Annotated in this window: 16 protein-coding genes; 9 read left to right on the plus strand and 7 right to left on the minus strand. The window is 65.2% G+C overall.

All coding sequences use genetic code 11. The features are described from left to right. Positions 1-197: 197 nt before the first annotated feature. Positions 198-1,304 (plus strand): permease, encoded by a 1,107-nt coding sequence (locus tag F3J17_RS26830; RefSeq protein WP_167066286.1) that lies wholly within the window; start codon positions 198-200, stop codon positions 1,302-1,304. Positions 1,305-1,483: 179 nt separating this feature from the next. Continuing rightward, entirely contained in the window at positions 1,484-1,906 is a 423-nt protein-coding gene (locus tag F3J17_RS26835; RefSeq protein ID WP_167066288.1) for a hypothetical protein, read from the plus strand. 16 nt (positions 1,907-1,922) lie between these two features. Here the strand turns inward: F3J17_RS26835 and F3J17_RS26840 are convergent, their stop codons facing one another. Then, positions 1,923-2,759: an ABC transporter permease gene (locus tag F3J17_RS26840; RefSeq protein ID WP_167066290.1), complete on the minus strand. Its 837-nt coding sequence runs from the start codon at positions 2,757-2,759 to the stop codon at positions 1,923-1,925. Positions 2,760-2,793: 34 nt separating this feature from the next. Further along, a complete protein-coding gene (nodI, locus tag F3J17_RS26845; RefSeq protein ID WP_167066292.1) occupies positions 2,794-3,702 on the minus strand; it encodes a nodulation factor ABC transporter ATP-binding protein NodI in 909 nt (302 codons plus the stop codon). 350 nt (positions 3,703-4,052) lie between these two features. Here nodI and F3J17_RS26850 point away from each other — a divergent pair, with 350 nt between their 5' ends. Beyond that, on the plus strand, positions 4,053-4,538 hold the full coding sequence (locus tag F3J17_RS26850; protein ID WP_167066294.1) for a universal stress protein: 486 nt from the start codon (positions 4,053-4,055) through the stop codon (positions 4,536-4,538). A gap of 53 nt (positions 4,539-4,591) precedes the next feature. Here the strand turns inward: F3J17_RS26850 and F3J17_RS26855 are convergent, their stop codons facing one another. From F3J17_RS26855 to lexA, 3 genes are all read right to left on the minus strand, one after another. Beyond that, the gene (locus F3J17_RS26855; protein ID WP_167066296.1) at positions 4,592-5,266 is read right to left on the minus strand and encodes a DUF2939 domain-containing protein; all 675 of its coding nucleotides are present in this window, start codon (positions 5,264-5,266) and stop codon (positions 4,592-4,594) included. Positions 5,267-5,370: 104 nt separating this feature from the next. Further along, the gene (locus tag F3J17_RS26860) at positions 5,371-5,742 is read right to left on the minus strand and encodes a hypothetical protein (RefSeq protein WP_167066298.1); all 372 of its coding nucleotides are present in this window, start codon (positions 5,740-5,742) and stop codon (positions 5,371-5,373) included. 56 nt (positions 5,743-5,798) lie between these two features. Further along, the gene (gene lexA, locus F3J17_RS26865) at positions 5,799-6,449 is read right to left on the minus strand and encodes a transcriptional repressor LexA (protein ID WP_027818325.1); all 651 of its coding nucleotides are present in this window, start codon (positions 6,447-6,449) and stop codon (positions 5,799-5,801) included. A 312-nt stretch (positions 6,450-6,761) separates the two neighbouring features. Between lexA and F3J17_RS26870 the strand changes: the two genes are divergently transcribed. From F3J17_RS26870 to F3J17_RS26890, 5 genes are all read left to right on the plus strand, one after another. After that, entirely contained in the window at positions 6,762-7,805 is a 1,044-nt protein-coding gene (locus tag F3J17_RS26870; RefSeq protein ID WP_167066301.1) for a sulfate ABC transporter substrate-binding protein, read from the plus strand. Positions 7,806-7,941: 136 nt separating this feature from the next. Continuing rightward, the gene (gene cysT / locus F3J17_RS26875; protein WP_167066304.1) at positions 7,942-8,841 is read left to right on the plus strand and encodes a sulfate ABC transporter permease subunit CysT; all 900 of its coding nucleotides are present in this window, start codon (positions 7,942-7,944) and stop codon (positions 8,839-8,841) included. After that, entirely contained in the window at positions 8,838-9,797 is a 960-nt protein-coding gene (cysW, locus tag F3J17_RS26880) for a sulfate ABC transporter permease subunit CysW (protein ID WP_167066307.1), read from the plus strand. The genes cysT and cysW overlap by 4 nt, the downstream gene beginning before the upstream one ends. A gap of 2 nt (positions 9,798-9,799) precedes the next feature. Then, complete coding sequence (locus tag F3J17_RS26885) at positions 9,800-10,858, plus strand: sulfate ABC transporter ATP-binding protein (RefSeq protein ID WP_167066310.1); 1,059 nt, start codon at positions 9,800-9,802, stop codon at positions 10,856-10,858. Positions 10,859-10,929: 71 nt separating this feature from the next. Continuing rightward, positions 10,930-11,856 (plus strand): CysB family HTH-type transcriptional regulator, encoded by a 927-nt coding sequence (locus F3J17_RS26890; protein WP_167066313.1) that lies wholly within the window; start codon positions 10,930-10,932, stop codon positions 11,854-11,856. A 79-nt stretch (positions 11,857-11,935) separates the two neighbouring features. Here the strand turns inward: F3J17_RS26890 and F3J17_RS26895 are convergent, their stop codons facing one another. Beyond that, positions 11,936-13,399, minus strand: coding sequence for a DUF3300 domain-containing protein (locus tag F3J17_RS26895; protein ID WP_167066316.1), 1,464 nt, complete (start codon positions 13,397-13,399; stop codon positions 11,936-11,938). On the opposite strand from F3J17_RS26895, the gene F3J17_RS26900 reads away from it, so the two are divergent. Beyond that, positions 13,356-14,375, plus strand: coding sequence for an asparaginase (locus tag F3J17_RS26900; RefSeq protein ID WP_240161172.1), 1,020 nt, complete (start codon positions 13,356-13,358; stop codon positions 14,373-14,375). The two genes, F3J17_RS26895 and F3J17_RS26900, sit on opposite strands and share 44 nt — an antisense overlap. A 378-nt stretch (positions 14,376-14,753) precedes the next feature. Here F3J17_RS26900 and F3J17_RS26905 read toward each other — a convergent pair whose 3' ends face one another. Then, complete coding sequence (locus F3J17_RS26905) at positions 14,754-15,662, minus strand: 2-hydroxy-3-oxopropionate reductase (protein WP_167066322.1); 909 nt, start codon at positions 15,660-15,662, stop codon at positions 14,754-14,756. Between the last annotated feature and the right edge of the window lie 16 nt (positions 15,663-15,678).

The following is a 15,678-nucleotide window of genomic DNA, read 5'->3' on the forward strand; positions in this document are numbered from 1 at the left end:
CAGGTTTGCCGTGACTGGCGGTGATGGATAGCGATACGGCGTGCGCAATGGCGCGTCGCCCACATCGCCTCGCCAAAATCGTTGGCGATTCGCAAGGCATGCACTACGATCCTGGCAACACCCGCGAACCGCGTGCAGACCACACGCGGCTCGCCTGGATTCGAGTATTCCAACAGCCCTTTGCGGAGTTCCCCACAATGACGAGCGCCCCGAATGCGCAATCGCCGCGATCGCCTCAGCCACCCCAGGCGATACCGGCGCCGCCTGGCTACGGTTGGGCCATCTTCGTCCTGCTGGCGGTAGCGGGCCTGTTCTACGTCAAGTGGTTCCCGTACTACCACCGGGCGTTCACCGCAGAATCGACGCATTCGATCGGCAAGTCGATCCTGATGGGCGGCGCGGCCAGTGCGCCCGCGCCGTCGCTGAATGCGGCGCTCGATTATGCGCTGGCCTACGGCAAGGCGATCTGGCAGGCGATGGTGCTGGGCTTGCTGCTCGGCTCGGGCTTGCAGGCGCTGTTGCCGGTGCAGTGGGTCGCGCGCGTGCTGGGGCAGCGCGGCTTCGGCAGCGTGGCAGCCGGTGGGCTGCTCTCAGTGCCCGGCATGATGTGCACCTGCTGCGCTGCACCCGTCGTCGCGGGGCTGCGCGCGCGCAATGCCTCGGCTGGTGGCGCGATCGCGTTCTGGCTCGGCAATTCGGTGCTCAATCCGGCCACGCTCGTGTTCATGGGTTTCGTGCTGGGCTGGCAGTGGAGCGCGTTGCGCCTTGTGCTGGGCGTGCTGCTGGTGTTCGGCCTCGGCTGGCTGGCCAACCGTCTGGTGACGCCGCAGGAGGCGCGCGCCGCCGATGACAGTCTCGCGCTGCTCGCGCGCCAGCAGGCCGAGGGCGGCAACGTCTTCGTGCGCTGGGCACGCATTTTTGCGCGCATGGCCGTGCGGCTCGTGCCCGAATACATCGTGCTCGTGCTGTTGCTTGGCGCGGCGCGCGCGTGGCTCTTTCCGCACATCGGGCCGGATGTCACCAGCAGCATCGGCTGGATCGTCGCCTTCGCGGTGGCGGGCATGCTGTTCGTGATTCCGACGGCGGGCGAAGTGCCGATCATTCAGGCGATGCTCGCGCTCGGCATGGGCGTCGGCCCGGCCGGGGCGCTGCTGATGACGCTGCCGCCCGTGAGCGTGCCGTCGCTTGCGATGCTGGCGGGCTCGTTCCGTCCGCGCGTGCTGACGCTGGTGGCGTGTGGGGTGGTGGTGTTCGGCGTCGTGTCCGGGCTGGCGGCGGTTGCGCTAGGCCTGGGCGCGACATGAAGTGACGAAATGTGACGATAAGTGACGATTCAGCCGCATTGCGCGTGAGCCGTTTTCGTAGGGGCGAGGGCGGTTCTCGAATGACCGCGATGCGACGCTGAATCGATAAGGATCACGTATAGACCGTGGCTGGCCGCAAGGTCCGCCACATCGATGAGGGCTTCGGCCCAGGAACCGGCATGGCAAAGCAAAAAACCAATCCGAAACTTGAACAGGCGCTGACGCGCGGCGACCTCGCCATCCGCCAGGCCAACTCGGCTCGCGCCACGGCAGTGCTGCGCGCGCTCGGCAAGATGATCGTCGAGGCGTCGGCGACCATCGGCGTTCAGGCGCACGTCTCGATCCCCGACGGCGACCGCATTTACGATCCGGCGGACGGCCTCTGGCCGCAGCAACTGCTGATTTCGCTCGACGAACCCGTCGAAGAGGCGGACCCGGAAGAGATCCGCACCGTGCGCCTGCACGCGCAGACCCAGGCGACGGTCTTCCGCGTGGAATGGCATCGCTCGGACGGCAAGATCGGGCGTCAGGAAGGCGGCCCGTTCGCCACGGTCGCCTTTATCTCGGACGTCGACATTCCCTGGGGCGACGACGAAGACTGATGGGTTGGCGTGACGCCTAGCGCATCATGCGGCGCCGGAACAGGATCGACGCGATCCCGAACGGCACGATGACGTAGAACACGAGCACGCCCAGATGCAGCGCGGCGTGCTCGACCGGACGCCCGAGCATGGCTGGCCGGATCAGGTCGACCGCGTGCGCGAGCGGCAGCATCAGCGTGATGTGCTGCGCGGCGCCCGGCAGTTGCGTGATCGGGAAGAACACGCCCGAAAGCAGCAGCATCGGCGTGAGCACGAGCGTCTGATAGAACATAAAGAAGTCGTAGGACGGCGCGAGCGCGGTGACGATCATCGCGCAGCTCGCGAAGGCGAGTCCCGCGAGCGCAATCACCGGCAGCGCCAGCAGCATTGACGGAAAGCTCGCGTAGCCGAGCCCGCCCGCCACGATCATGATGGCCACACCCGATAGCATCGACTTGCTGGCGGCCCACATCACCTCACCCAGCACCACGTCGCCGAGCGACAGCGGCGTGTGCATGATCGCCTCCCACGTGCGCTGCACGTGCATGCGCGAAAAACCCGAGTACATCGACTCGAAGCTCGCCGACATCATCACCGAGGACGACACCGTCCCCGCCGCGAGAAACGCGATGTACGACACGCCCTGCACGTGACCGACCATCAGCCCGAGGCCAAAACCCAGTCCGAACAGATAGATCATCGGATCGGCGAGATTGCCGAACATCGACGCGATGGCGAGCTTGCGCCACACCAGATAGTTGCGCCGCCACACGGCGATCCAGTGCGTGGCGTTCGACGGCAGTGCGGCGCGCGGTTCGCGCAGCGGCGTGTCGATCGAGCGTGCGGGCGGCGGCGGTTGAGTACGGGTTTGCATGAGCGGATCGGCTTTTTTATCTGGATGCGTGCGCTTAGTCCTGCATTTCGCGGCCGGTGAGCCGCAGGAAAACGTCTTCGAGATTCGCGGGCCGATGCAGATAGCGCAGATCCGAGCGATGGCGCAGTTGCGCATGCACGGGCGCGGGATCGTCGACGTAGCAGAACAGCGTTTCGCCGCTGATCTCCGTGCGCTTGGCAAACGGCGCAAGCGAATCGCGCAGCGACGACGGGTCCGGGCCGTACACCTCGATCACATCGCAGCCGATCTCCGATTCGATCAGCGCCTTCGGCGCGCCCTCGGCGATCTTGCGGCCTTCCTCGATCACGCAGACGCGGTTGCACAGGCGCTCGGCTTCTTCCATGAAGTGCGTGGTGAGCAGAATCGTTTTGCCGCGCGCGAGCAGCGAGCGCAGCCGCTCCCAGATCAGATGGCGCGCCTGCGGATCGAGCCCGGTGGTGGGCTCGTCCATCACCAGCACGTCGGGATCGTTGACGAGCGCGCGGGCGAGCGTGAGACGCCGCCGCATGCCGCCGGAGAGTTCGCCCACGCGCGCGTCGGCCTTGCTTTCGAGCCGCGCGAATTCGAGCAGCGGCGCGACGAGGGCCCTGGTTTCGCTCGCGGAGAGTCCGAAATAGCGGCCGAACACCAGCAGGTTTTCGCGCACCGTGAAGTCGGGGTCGAGATTGTCGAACTGCGGCACCACGCCCACGCGTGCTCTTGCGTGGCGCGCACGGGCCGGCACGGGCTCGCCGCACAGGCTGATCCGGCCGGCATCGGGCGAAACGATGCCGAGCAGCATGCGCAGCGTGGTGGTTTTGCCCGCGCCGTTAGGGCCCAGCAGCCCGAAGCACTCGCCAGGGACGACGTCGAACGACAAGCCGTTCACGACCGTCCTGTCTCCGTAATGTTTGATCACCTGCTCGAATTCGATGGCGGGCATGTCGTACCGTTTTCCGGTTTTATCGTCGCGGGTTGTCGTAGTCTCGCCGCAGTCTGGCCGTGTGCGCGGCGCACAGGCTGTGGCGGACTATTCTAGAGCATCGTCTGACAGCGGGTGGAACGCGCCGGCGCGCCACGCGTCATGACAATGCACGGTCAATGGCTGTCGCGACAACCATCCCGAATCGCTGCGAGCCCCGTGCCGTGGGGCTTTCGAGGCGCCAAAACGGTGCAATGCGCGCTGGCGCGCACCAGCCGAGAACCTGGCGTTTTCCATCCCTTGCGTGCGTAATTGCGGCGCACCATCATGCCAGTACGACCTGCGTTTCGAGCGGGCGGGGAGAATAGATCATGGCGAGCTACAAAAAGATTCTGCTGTGTTACGACGGCTCGCGCGAGGGCCGCAAGGCGCTGCGTTGCGGCGCCGATCTGGCTTTGGATCTGCAGGCGGAAACGCATCTGCTGTCGGTGGTGGACATGCGCTCGACCATTGCGCAGAGCGCCGGTCTGCTGACCGACGTGGCGTGCGGGCGCTTCGAGGAAACCGCGCGCGAGATCCTGCAGGAAGGCGTGGACTGGCTCACCGAGCGCGGCGTGCGCGCGCAGGGCCATTTTGCGTTCGGCCATCCGATCGACGAGATCGCCAATCTGGCCACCGAACTGCACGTGGATCTGGTGGTGGTGGGGCATCGCTGCCGCACGGGGTTGTCGCGCTGGTGGATGGGCGCGGGCAATACGCCGCTGCTCGACCGCGTGTCGTGCAGCATTCTGGTGGCGTGCTCTTCGGCCGCTGAAGAAAAGCAGCAGGCGGCTGCTGCGGCTGCGGCGCAAGCCTGACCGTGTTCGAGCGCGCCCGGCCGCAATGGCTGGGCGCGTGATCGGTGATGGCGTCAGTGCGACGCGTTCGCGCCGTCGCTGGTATCCGTTGGGTTCAATTCCACCGCGGCCAGCTTCCACGAAAACAGCCCATGCCGTTGCAGGATGGCGGCATAGCGCTCGCTGTCCGCGCTGCGTTGCCATGTGACGGCGAATTCGTTGAGACTGCGATAGCCGGCCGATGCCTGCGCACGCGGTGGCGGCGCAGCGGTATCGGCGCTGGCGGGAGCGGGCGGCGGCGTTTCTGCCGGCGCGGATGACGCTTGCGTAGCCGGGGGCGGTGGCGCAGCGGGACGCTCGCCGGGTTTGCCGGTGGGCGGCATGCCGTTGAGCAGGGCGGCCACGCCTTCGGGTGTGGCGTACGCATCCACGAGCGGCCCGATCAGCGCCGCGCCAATCACCGCGCCAAGCATCAACAGCGGGTTGCTGCTGTGCTGCGCCTGGATGCGCCGTTGCAGCATCTCGCCAACCTGCTGTTTGAGGCTGACCCGCAGCGCCGGGTAATCGACGTATTCGCTCAGCGTCACGGCGTCGCGTGCGTCTGCGGCCTGTTTGAGGCGATTGAGCGCGAGGTACGGCGAGGCGTAGCCGTAGCCGAGCGCCGTCACCACGACGATGGCCGCCACCGCGATAGCGACGGGTTTCTTCCAGTTCGACGAGGGGCGTGAGGACGTAGTCGTATCAGTCATCGGGCAGGGCGGCCCCGCGCGAGCGGGGCAAAAGTTCAATCAGCATGTTGACCGCCCGCGCGCCGGAAAATTTCCCCGCGAAATACCTTGTTACGTCGACGCTATTACTTCGCCAGCGCGACCGGCATGTCGCCGGTTTGCTCGGCGATGCAGCGGTCGATGGCGCGGCACACCGCGTCCATGGTGCCGACCATGATGAGGCGCGACGGGCCGTGGTAGACCCGCACCGGCGCGCGGCGGTCCGGCTGCTCCGTATTGAGCGTGCTGTTGAGCGAGACGCGTGCGAATGCGGGCTGCGCCGACGGCAGCGGCGGCAGTTCCTGCGTATGCACCAGGTCGATGCTGTCTTCGAAGAGCGAACCATTGAGCGCCGCCGCCGAGGCGCGCGCTTCGCGCACCGCGCACGACGCGATTCCGCGCAGATGGCGCAGACGACCGAATTGACGGAAGGGCAACAGGCGGGCAAGGCGTTCCATGGCTAACTCTCCAGAAGATGCGCGGACCAGGCGCTGACAAGGCGCGGTCGGAATTATCAGAATTCGGTGGGACGGATCAGGCCGACGGCAATGCCTTCGAGCGCGAATTCCGCGCTGCCGGCCGCGACGAAGATGTTGTCGTAGTCGGGGTTCTCGGCGATCAGTTCGATCCCGTTGGGCTGGCGCTTCAGGCGCTTCACCGTGACGTCGTCGCCCAGACGCGCGACGATGATCTGCCCGTCTTTCGCTTCGGCCTTCTTCTGCACGGCGAGCAGGTCGCCGTCCAGGATGCCGGCGTCGCGCATGGACAGGCCGCGCACCTTCAGGAGGTAGTCCGGGCGGCTCGAGAAGAGCGCCGGGTCGCATGCGTAGTTCTGCGAAATATGCTCTTGCGCGAGGATCGGGCTGCCCGCGGCGACGCGGCCAACGAGCGGCAGCGAGAGCTGCATGATGCTGGCGTGCGGCAACGTGAACTGATGCGGCAGGTCATCCGGGCCCGGCATCAGGCGGATGCCACGCGAGGCGCCCGCGGCCAGTTCGATCACGCCCTTGCGCGCCAGGGCGCGCAGGTGTTCTTCCGCGGAGTTGGCCGAGCTGAAGCCCAGTTCAGCGGCGATCTCTGCGCGCGTGGGCGGAAAACCCGTGCGCTCGATCGCGCGGCGGACCAGATCGAAAACCTGCTGCTGTCGTGCGGTGAGTTTGGTCATAGCGACACTGTATGTTTGAACAGGTAGCTGTATTTTTATACAGTACTCGCCGCTTTTCAAGTGTTACTTGAAGTTTGACGTGTGGGTGCCGCCACAACGGCGTTTTGCGATGGTCTGACGGACGAAAAAATGCTCCAGCAGCCGGTTTGTCCGCCTTTACCACTTTTGCGTATTAAAAAATGAGAAAACATCATTTTTAATAATGTAAGCCAATCGCTAGACTGGCCTTCATCGATCGCAGCAAGACAGCAAAGGCGCGACGAGACGCACATCAAACGCACATCAAAACGCACGACGAACGGAGAAAGCGGGATGAAACAAGGCACTACGGGGCGCGCATGGTTCAAGACTCTGGCGGCAAAACTGGTCATCGGCGCGGCGCCGCTGCTGGGCATGGCCGCGATGGCGCCGGCCGCGCATGCGGATACCTCCCTGCTCAACGTCTCCTACGATCCGACGCGTGAGTTGTACCAGGATGTCAACGACGCCTTCATCAAGCAGTGGAAGGCGAAGACGGGCGAAACGCTCACCATCAAGCAGTCGCACGGCGGCTCGGGCGCGCAGGCGCGCTCGGTGCTCGACGGCCTGCAGGCCGACGTGGTGACGCTGGCGCTCGCCTGGGACATCGACGCACTGGCCAACAAGGGCATCGTCGCGAAGGACTGGCAAAAGCGCCTGCCCGACAACGCCTCGCCGTACACCTCGACCATCGTGTTCCTCGTGCGCAAGGGCAACCCGAAGCACATCAAGGACTGGGACGATCTGACCAAGCCGGGCGTGTCGATCGTGACGCCCAATCCGAAGACCTCGGGCGGCGCGCGCTGGAACTACCTCGCGGCCTGGGCCTACGCCGAACACCAGCCGGGCGGCAACGACCAGAAGGCCAAGGAGTTCGTGACGAAGCTCTACAAGAACGCCGGCGTGCTGGATTCGGGCGCGCGTGGCGCGACCACCAGCTTCGTGCAGCGCGGCATCGGCGATGTGCTGATCGCCTGGGAAAACGAAGCCTTCCTGTCGCTCAAGGAGTTTGGTCCGGAGAAGTTCGAGATCGTGGTGCCGTCGGTGAGCATTCTGGCCGAGCCGCCGGTTGCGGTGGTCGACAAGGTGGTCGAGAAGAAGGGCACGCGCAAGGTCGCCGAAGCGTATCTGCAGTTCCTCTATAGCGAGGAAGGCCAGGAGATCGCCGCGAAGAACTTCTACCGTCCGCGTTCGGACAAGGTGCCGGCGGCGCTCACGTCGAAGTTCCCGAAGCTCAAGCTGTACACGGTGGACGACACCTTCGGCGGCTGGACCAACGCCCAGAAGACGCACTTTGCCGATGGCGGCGTGTTCGACTCGATCTACCAGCCGCAATAAGGCCGCCGCAACAAGGCGCACAAGTTTGAAAGCAGCATAAAACAAGGCGCGCCCCACGAGGCGCGCCTTTCGGCGCAGTGAGACCCTGGACATCCGCCCTCGATCCGCCTGCGCAACCCATGTGAAGAGATAGAGCATGACGACGTTCCGATTACAGAAGCCAGGCGCCTTGCCCGGGTTCGGCGTGACGCTCGGCATCACGGTGGCGTATCTGAGCCTCGTGGTGCTGATCCCGCTTGCGGCGACCTTCCTCAAGACCGCCACGCTCGACTGGGCGCAGTTCGTGCGCGCCGTGTGGTCGCCGCGCGTGATCGCGTCGTACCGCCTGACGTTTTTCTCGGCGCTGGGCGGGGCGTTGATCAACGCCGTGTTCGGCTTTCTGCTCGCGTGGGTGCTGGTGCGCTACACGTTCCCATTCAAGCGCGTGATCGACGCGCTGGTCGATCTGCCGTTCGCGCTGCCCACTTCCGTGGCGGGCATTTCGCTGGCGGCGGTCTACGCGGGCAATGGCTGGATTGGCCAGTTTCTTCAGCCGCTCGGGCTGAAGATTGCGTTTACGCCGCTGGGCGTGCTGGTGGCGCTCACCTTCATTGGCTTGCCGTTCGTGGTGCGCACGGTGCAGCCGGTGCTCGAAGAGTTCGAGCGCGAGCAGGAAGAGGCCGCCGCGTGCCTGGGCGCGTCGCGCTGGCTGACGTTTCGCCGCGTGGTGCTGCCCGCCGCGCTGCCCGCGCTGCTCACGGGTTTCGCGCTGGCATTCGCGCGCGCGCTGGGCGAGTACGGCTCAGTCATCTTTATCGCCGGCAACGTGCCGATGAAGTCGGAAATCACCTCGCTCCTCATCATCACCAAGCTCGAGCAGTACGACTACGCGGGCGCCACGGCGCTGGCGGTGGTGATGCTGTGCGTGTCGTTCCTGATGCTGCTCTTTATCAACACCTTGCAGTGGTATCTGCAGCGACGCACCAGCCGTGGCGCGTCGAGCGCCGCACCGGTGAATGCCACGGCGGCTACAGCAACCACGGGAGCCGCGCAATGAGCAAGACCGTCCGTAAAACGCGTCCCGATCCCGTCACCGAAGCGCCGTGGGTGCGCTGGCTGCTGACCGGCATCGCGCTGGTATTTCTCTCGCTGTTCCTGGTGGTGCCGCTGGTGGCCGTGTTCTGGCAGGCGCTCTCGAAGGGCATCGGCTTCTACTTCGAATCGCTCGCCGATCCCGATGCGCTCGCCGCCATCAAGCTCACGCTGATCACGGCGGCGATCGCCGTGCCGCTGAACTGCGCCTTCGGTCTGGCTGCGTCGTGGGCGATCGCCAAATTCGACTTCCGCGGCAAGGCGCTGCTGACCACGCTGATCGATCTGCCGTTCTCGGTTTCGCCGGTGATCTCCGGTCTCATTTACGTGCTGATGTTCGGCGCGCAGGGCTGGCTCGGCCCGTGGCTCGAAGACCATAACGTGCAGATCATCTTCGCGGTGCCCGGCATCGTGCTGGCGACGATCTTCGTGACGTTCCCGTTCGTGGCGCGCGAGCTGATTCCGCTGATGCAGGCGCAAGGCAACGATGAGGAAGAAGCCGCGCACGTGCTGGGTGCGTCGGGCTGGCAGATGTTCCGCCGCGTGACGCTGCCCAATATCCGCTGGGGTCTGCTGTACGGCGTGATTCTGTGTAACGCGCGGGCGATGGGCGAGTTTGGCGCGGTCTCGGTGGTCTCGGGCCACATCCGCGGCCAGACCGACACCATGCCGCTGCACGTCGAGATTCTGTACAACGAATACAACTTTGCGGCCGCGTTTGCGGTGGCTTCGCTGCTGGCGCTGCTGGCGCTCGTGACGCTTGGCCTCAAGCTGCTGGCGGAGCGCCACATGAACGCCGCCCTGCGCGACGACGACGTGCCGGCGTTCGCCGGTCCGGCCCCGCAAGCGGCAGCACAGGCTGCGCACGCCGTGCATCAGACGAGACAAGCAAAACAATCGCTTCAACCTGGAGAGCTGTAATCATGGGCATCACCGTCAGCAATTTGCAGAAGCGCTTTGGCGACTTCACCGCCCTCGACAACGTCTCGCTCGACTTTCCGCCGGGCGAACTCGTCGCGCTGCTCGGGCCTTCGGGTTGTGGCAAGACCACGCTGCTGCGCGTGATCGCGGGTCTCGAATACGCCGATTCGGGCCAGGTCGTGCTGCAGGGCCAGGACGTGGGCGCGGCCGGTGCGCGCGAGCGCCAGGTGGGCTTCGTGTTCCAGCATTACGCGCTGTTCCGCCACATGACCGTGTTCGAAAACGTGGCGTTCGGCCTGCGCGTGAAGCCGCGCGGCGAGCGTCCGTCCGAAGCGCAGATCCGCGAGAAAGTGCATGAGCTGCTCAAGCTCGTGCAGCTCGACTGGCTGGCGCAGCGCTATCCGTCGGAGCTGTCGGGCGGCCAGCGCCAGCGCATCGCGCTGGCCCGCGCGCTGGCGGTGGAGCCCAAGGTGCTGCTGCTCGACGAGCCGTTTGGCGCGCTCGACGCCAAGGTGCGCAAGGAGTTGCGCGGCTGGCTGCGCCGTCTGCACGACGATCTGCATATCTCGACGATCTTCGTCACGCATGATCAGGAAGAGGCGCTGGAAGTGGCCGATCGTATCGTCGTGATGAATCATGGTCATGTGGAGCAGGTCGGCAGCCCGCAGGACGTGTACGATCATCCCCAGACGTCGTTCGTCTACGAGTTCCTGGGCGCGGCGAATCGTCTGCGCGGCAAGGTGGCAGCGGGCGGTTTCGTCGCCGATGGCGCGGCGCAGGCGATTGCGGTAGAGGCTGGCTTCGAAGGCCCGGCGCTCGCCTATGTGCGTCCGCACGATATCGTGCTGCATCGCGACGCGGCCGGTCATCGCGACGGCATCGTCGTCGATGTGCGCCGTGTGGTGACGCTGGGCGGTTCGGTGCGCGTGGAGCTGGAAAGCCGCACCGGCGGCGCGCTCGAAGCGCAGCTCGACCGCGAGGCGTGGCGCTCGCTGAACCTCAACGTCGGCGATGGCGTGACGGCGGTGCCGCGCGGCTTGCGCGTGTTTCCCGCGCAGTAACGCAATCGCAGTGATGCTTACGCAGTGAAATAAACAATAACGACTAGATCGGCAGTCCCGGAGAGAAGAACATGAATTTTCAGCAGTTGCGTTTCGTGCGCGAAGCCGTGCGGCAGAACATGAACCTGACCGAAGTGGCGAACGTGCTGTACACGTCGCAGTCGGGTGTCTCGAAGCAGATCAAGGATCTGGAGGATGAGCTGGGCGTTGATATTTTCATCCGCCGCGGCAAGCGCCTCACCGGTCTCACGGAGCCGGGCAAGGCCGTGCACCAGTTGATCGAGCGCATGCTGCTCGACGCCGAGAATCTGCGCCGCGTGGCGCGCCAGTTCGCCGATCAGGACAGCGGTCACCTCGTCGTGGCGACCACCCACACCCAGGCGCGCTACGCGCTGCCGAAGGTCGTGCACCAGTTCCGCGAAGTGTTCCCGAAGGTGCACCTGGCGCTGCGTCAGGGCAACCCGCAGCAGATCGCGCAGATGATCATCAACGGCGAGGCTGACATCGGTATTTCGACTGAAGCGCTCGACCGTTTCCCGGATATCGTCACGTTCCCGTGCTATTCGTGGCATCACACGGTGGTCGTGCCGAAGACGCACCCGCTGGTGGGCCGCGAAAACCTGACGCTCGAAGAGATCGCCGAGTATCCGATCATCACGTACGACCAGGATTTCACGGGCCGCTCGCATATCGACCAGGCGTTCGCGAAAGCGGGCACGGTGCCCGACGTCGTGCTGACCGCCATCGACGCGGACGTGATCAAGACCTATGTCGAGCTGGGCATGGGGATCGGCGTGGTGGCCGCGATGGCCTACGATCCGAAGCGCGACAGCGAACTCGTGGCGCTGGACACGCAACATCTGTTCGAGGCGAGCACGACGCGCGTGGGTCTGCGCAAGGGTGCGTTCCTGCGCCAGTATGCGTACCGCCTGATCGAAATGTTCGCGCCGCAGCTCAGCGAACAGCAGATCGCCAGCCAGTTGCGCGAAGTTGCGTGAGGTTGTGTGAAGTCGCCTGAGCGGCTGCACACCTGAGCCGACCCGCGCGTGTCGACGGCGCGACGCGCGGGCTTACTGCCTACTCCTGCTCGTCACCGCCGCCGCCTCCGCCGCCTTGATCGCCACCTGATTCTTCGCGGGTCACTTCGTGTTCCACTGCGTGTTCATGCTCGGGTGCATGTTCAGGTGCATGTTCATGTTCGTATTCGGCTGGGGCGTCGGCGTTGTCCTGCGGCTCGGGCGCATGGTGTGTGTGCGCTTCGGGTTGATGGTGCGACGAGGAATGCGCCTGAGGCGCGGGAACTTCCGTTTCGTTCGCGTCCTGATGCTCGGGGATGCCATCGTCATCGGCAGCCGGCGCGCTGTGTTCATGGGCGCTGTCCTGGTGGTCCGGCGCGTGCGTTGGCTGTGCGAGTTCTTCAGGCGTGCCCGCGCCGATGTCCGTCGTGTGCGTCGTTTCGCTGTAGTTCACTTCGTTGCTGTGGACCTCTTCGGAGGCGTGGCTGATAGTGGTCTCGTTGGTCTGATTGATAGTGGTCTGATTGATCGTGGTCTCGTTGTAATTGACGTTGATATCGGTCGACGTCGATCCGATGTTCACCTCGGAGTAGTTGATCGCGATGGCGCCGGTGTTCCAGTTCACGCTTGACCAGAGTGTCGTCTGCAACGCGACGCCAACGCCAAACGTCACGCCCGCGCCGAACGCAAATCCCAACGCCACCGGTGCATAGACCGGCGGATAGGCGCGATACGGCCAGGTCCCGTAAACGATGGCGGGGTTGTAGGTCGGCACATAGATGACTTTGGGATTGACCGGATCGATGCGGATGACGTCGCCGGTCACGATCACCGTTTCATGCTGGCTGTCACGCAATGCGCCCGCGTTACGCGCCATTTTCCGCAGGCGCTGCGTGGACTGCATGACGTTGCGCGGATGAGCGGCAAACTCCTGCCCAACCTTGCGCATCCAGACCGGATCGGCGGCGAGCGTCAGCAGCGCCTGCGGGAACGCTGTCAGTGATTTCACGCTCGCGTCCCACGGCATCGAACTCACCGCGGTAATCGCGGCTTGTCCTGACAGGTCGGGGTGAGCCTTGGCCCACGCGGCGGCGGCCATGACGTCGTCGGGATGCTTGCTCGCTTCCAGTGCCTGCACGAGCAGACCGTCGGGATAGAGCGCCACGGGCGCAGCCAACTGGTCCATCTGCGGCTGGGCGAGCGGGGCGGAGTGAGCCGCAGCGTCGGGGACCTGCGCGGAGCCGCTGGCGTGCAACCTGTCGTGGACGACATACCCACCGACACCCGCGGCAACGACAACTGCGACGGTGATGGCAATACGTTTGGCCGCTGACGGCGATGTGTGCAGCATGTCCTGTTCTCCAATCACGCGATGCGAGGGGGGCACAAGTTTCTCCGCATCGCAAATTTCGCAGACGCCGGTGATAGGGACACCTTTGTTGCAGGTCATGCGCAGGCCCGGATCGCTTAAAATCGCAGCCATGACTACTTCCGCTACTCCCCAAGCCGCGGCGCTGCCGCGCATCGCCGTGCTCGCCACTGGCGGCACCATCGCGGGCTCCGCGCCCGACGCAGCCAATACCGCCGGCTACCAGGCTGGCGTGATCGGCGTGGCGCAACTGCTGGCGGCCGTGCCCGGCCTCGACGCAGTGGCGCAGATTCACGCCGAACAGGTCGCCAGCGTCGATAGCAAGGACATGTCGTTCGCGCTCTGGAGCACGCTCGCGCAGCGCGTGAACGAACTGCTCGCCAGCGACGATATCGACGGCGTCGTCATCACGCACGGCACCGATACGCTCGAAGAGACCGCCTATGTGCTGCACCTCACGGTCAAGAGCGCGAAGCCCGTGATCCTGACCGCGGCGATGCGCCCGGCGTCGGCGCTGTCGGCGGACGGTCCGCTGAATCTGCTCAACGCGGTGACGCTAGCGGCAAGCGGTCAGGCGGGCGGGCAGGGCGTGCTGGTGGCGTTCAACAACCGTATCCACTGCGCGCGCGATGTGGCCAAGACCAGCACCTACGCGGTCGACGCGTTCCAGTCGCCTGAGATCGGCGCGCTGGGTTGGGTGCAGGATGGCCGTGTCGAGTTCCAGCGGCGCGCGCTGCGCCCGCATACGGTCGACGCGCCGTTCGATGCGGCTATCCAGTGGCCGCAGGTGGAAATCGTCACGAGCTACGCGGGTGTTTCGCGCATTGCCGTCGACGCGCTGGTGAGCGCGGGCGTGCGCGGCATCGTGGTAGCGGGCACCGGCAACGGCTCGATCCACGTAACGCTGCAGCAGGCGCTGGCCGACGCGATCGCGAAGGGCATCCCCGTGGTGCGCGCGTCGCGCGTGGGCTCGGGTCACGTGATGCACAACGGCGCGGCGAAGGACGATGCGCTTGGCTCCGTCTCGGCGGGCACGCTCAGCCCGTTCAAGGCGCGCGTGCTGCTGATGCTGGCGCTCGCGGCCGGCACGAGCGAAAAGGCTGAACTGCAGCGCGTGTTCGATACGTACTGATCCAGTCGCACCCAAACACAAAGGGCCTTGCGGAACGACGCCGCAAGGCCCTTGTTTTTTGCTGTCTTCGATTGGATGAGGGTGTCGCAATCCGTACGCGGACACCCGGTGACGACGTCTGACCGACCAAGGCTTCCCCGTCGTCGCCGGGTGCCGCTTTCGGACCCCACTGGCCGCTCTCAGCCCAGAGCGGCCCCGATTTGCCCCGCAGCGGTTGCCGCCGCCACGAAGCGCCCCACCTGCGGCCGTCGCGTGCGTGATGCCGCGCCAGCCTGAATTCTGTGTTGTGGCCTGGTTTTTGGCCTGGTGAAAAAATTGAGAGAGGCGATGCGCGCGGGCCCACGCGCGCATCGCTTTAACTTCTACCGCGTTACGTACTTAAGCCGCTTTTGCTTGCGATTCAGCGCCTTCGGCGATTTCGAAATTCGCCATGATTTCCAGCGCGCGGATCATCGCCGAGTGGTCCCATGCCTTGCCGCCGTTGGCTGCGCACACGCTGAACAGTTGCTGGGCGCTGGCCGTATGGGGCAGGGCGATGCCGAGCTTGCGTGCGCCGTCGAGCGCCAGGTTCAGATCCTTCTGGTGCAGCTCGATGCGGAAGCCCGGATTGAACGTGCGCTTGGTCATGCGCTCGCCGTGCACTTCCAGAATGCGCGACGAGGCGAAACCGCCCATCAGCGCCTTACGCACGCGCTCCGGATCCGCGCCCGAGCGAGCCGCGAACAGCAGCGCCTCGGCGACGGCTTCGATGTTCAGCGCGACGATGATCTGGTTCGCGACCTTGGTGGTCTGACCCGCGCCGTTATCGCCGACCAGCGAAATGTTCTTGCCCATCAGATCGAACAGCGGCTTGGCCAGATCAAAGGCCTTTTGCGGGCCGCCCACCATGATCGAGAGCGTCGCTTCGCGTGCGCCGACTTCGCCGCCCGAGACCGGCGCGTCGAGGTAGTCGCAACCCAGCGCATTCACTTGTTTGGCGAACTGCTGCGTTTCCAGCGGCGAAATCGAGCTCATGTCGATCACCAGCTTGCCAGCCGACAGGCCCTTGGCGACGCCGTCATCGGCGAACAGCACGTTCTGCACGTCCGGCGTATCCGGCACCATCAGGACGATGATTTCCGAGGCCTGCGCAACAGCGGTCGAATCGGCGACCACGGTGGTGCTCGCGCGCAGATCGTCCGGCACCGGGAACTTGCCGTTCACGACCAGCGAGTGGCCGCCCTTTTGCAGATTGCGCGCCATGTGCGCGCCCATGATGCCGAGGCCGATAAAACCAATCTTTGCCATCTTGTGTGTCTCCGTA

It is taken from the genome of Burkholderia sp. Ax-1719 (assembly GCF_011753055.1).
Classification (GTDB): Bacteria; Pseudomonadota; Gammaproteobacteria; order Burkholderiales; family Burkholderiaceae; genus Paraburkholderia.

Excerpts from the sequence above, each read along its gene's own strand:
- F3J17_RS26890 (WP_167066313.1), top strand. The coding sequence starts at position 10,930 with ATGAATTTTCAGCAGTTGCGTTTCGTGCGCGAAGCCGTGCGGCAGAAC.
- F3J17_RS26905 (WP_167066322.1), bottom strand. The coding sequence starts at position 15,662 with ATGGCAAAGATTGGTTTTATCGGCCTCGGCATCATGGGCGCGCACATG.
- F3J17_RS26835 (WP_167066288.1), top strand. The coding sequence starts at position 1,484 with ATGGCAAAGCAAAAAACCAATCCGAAACTTGAACAGGCGCTGACGCGC.
- F3J17_RS26895 (WP_167066316.1), bottom strand. The coding sequence starts at position 13,399 with ATGCGCGGCAGCGCCGCGGCTTGGGGAGTAGCGGAAGTAGTCATGGCT.
- nodI (WP_167066292.1), bottom strand. The coding sequence starts at position 3,702 with ATGCCCGCCATCGAATTCGAGCAGGTGATCAAACATTACGGAGACAGG.
- F3J17_RS26900 (WP_240161172.1), top strand. The coding sequence starts at position 13,356 with ATGACTACTTCCGCTACTCCCCAAGCCGCGGCGCTGCCGCGCATCGCC.
- F3J17_RS26860 (WP_167066298.1), bottom strand. The coding sequence starts at position 5,742 with ATGGAACGCCTTGCCCGCCTGTTGCCCTTCCGTCAATTCGGTCGTCTG.
- F3J17_RS26840 (WP_167066290.1), bottom strand. The coding sequence starts at position 2,759 with ATGCAAACCCGTACTCAACCGCCGCCGCCCGCACGCTCGATCGACACG.
- F3J17_RS26870 (WP_167066301.1), top strand. The coding sequence starts at position 6,762 with ATGAAACAAGGCACTACGGGGCGCGCATGGTTCAAGACTCTGGCGGCA.
- cysW (WP_167066307.1), top strand. The coding sequence starts at position 8,838 with ATGAGCAAGACCGTCCGTAAAACGCGTCCCGATCCCGTCACCGAAGCG.
- F3J17_RS26855 (WP_167066296.1), bottom strand. The coding sequence starts at position 5,266 with ATGACTGATACGACTACGTCCTCACGCCCCTCGTCGAACTGGAAGAAA.
- F3J17_RS26885 (WP_167066310.1), top strand. The coding sequence starts at position 9,800 with ATGGGCATCACCGTCAGCAATTTGCAGAAGCGCTTTGGCGACTTCACC.
- lexA (WP_027818325.1), bottom strand. The coding sequence starts at position 6,449 with ATGACCAAACTCACCGCACGACAGCAGCAGGTTTTCGATCTGGTCCGC.
- F3J17_RS26830 (WP_167066286.1), top strand. The coding sequence starts at position 198 with ATGACGAGCGCCCCGAATGCGCAATCGCCGCGATCGCCTCAGCCACCC.
- cysT (WP_167066304.1), top strand. The coding sequence starts at position 7,942 with ATGACGACGTTCCGATTACAGAAGCCAGGCGCCTTGCCCGGGTTCGGC.
- F3J17_RS26850 (WP_167066294.1), top strand. The coding sequence starts at position 4,053 with ATGGCGAGCTACAAAAAGATTCTGCTGTGTTACGACGGCTCGCGCGAG.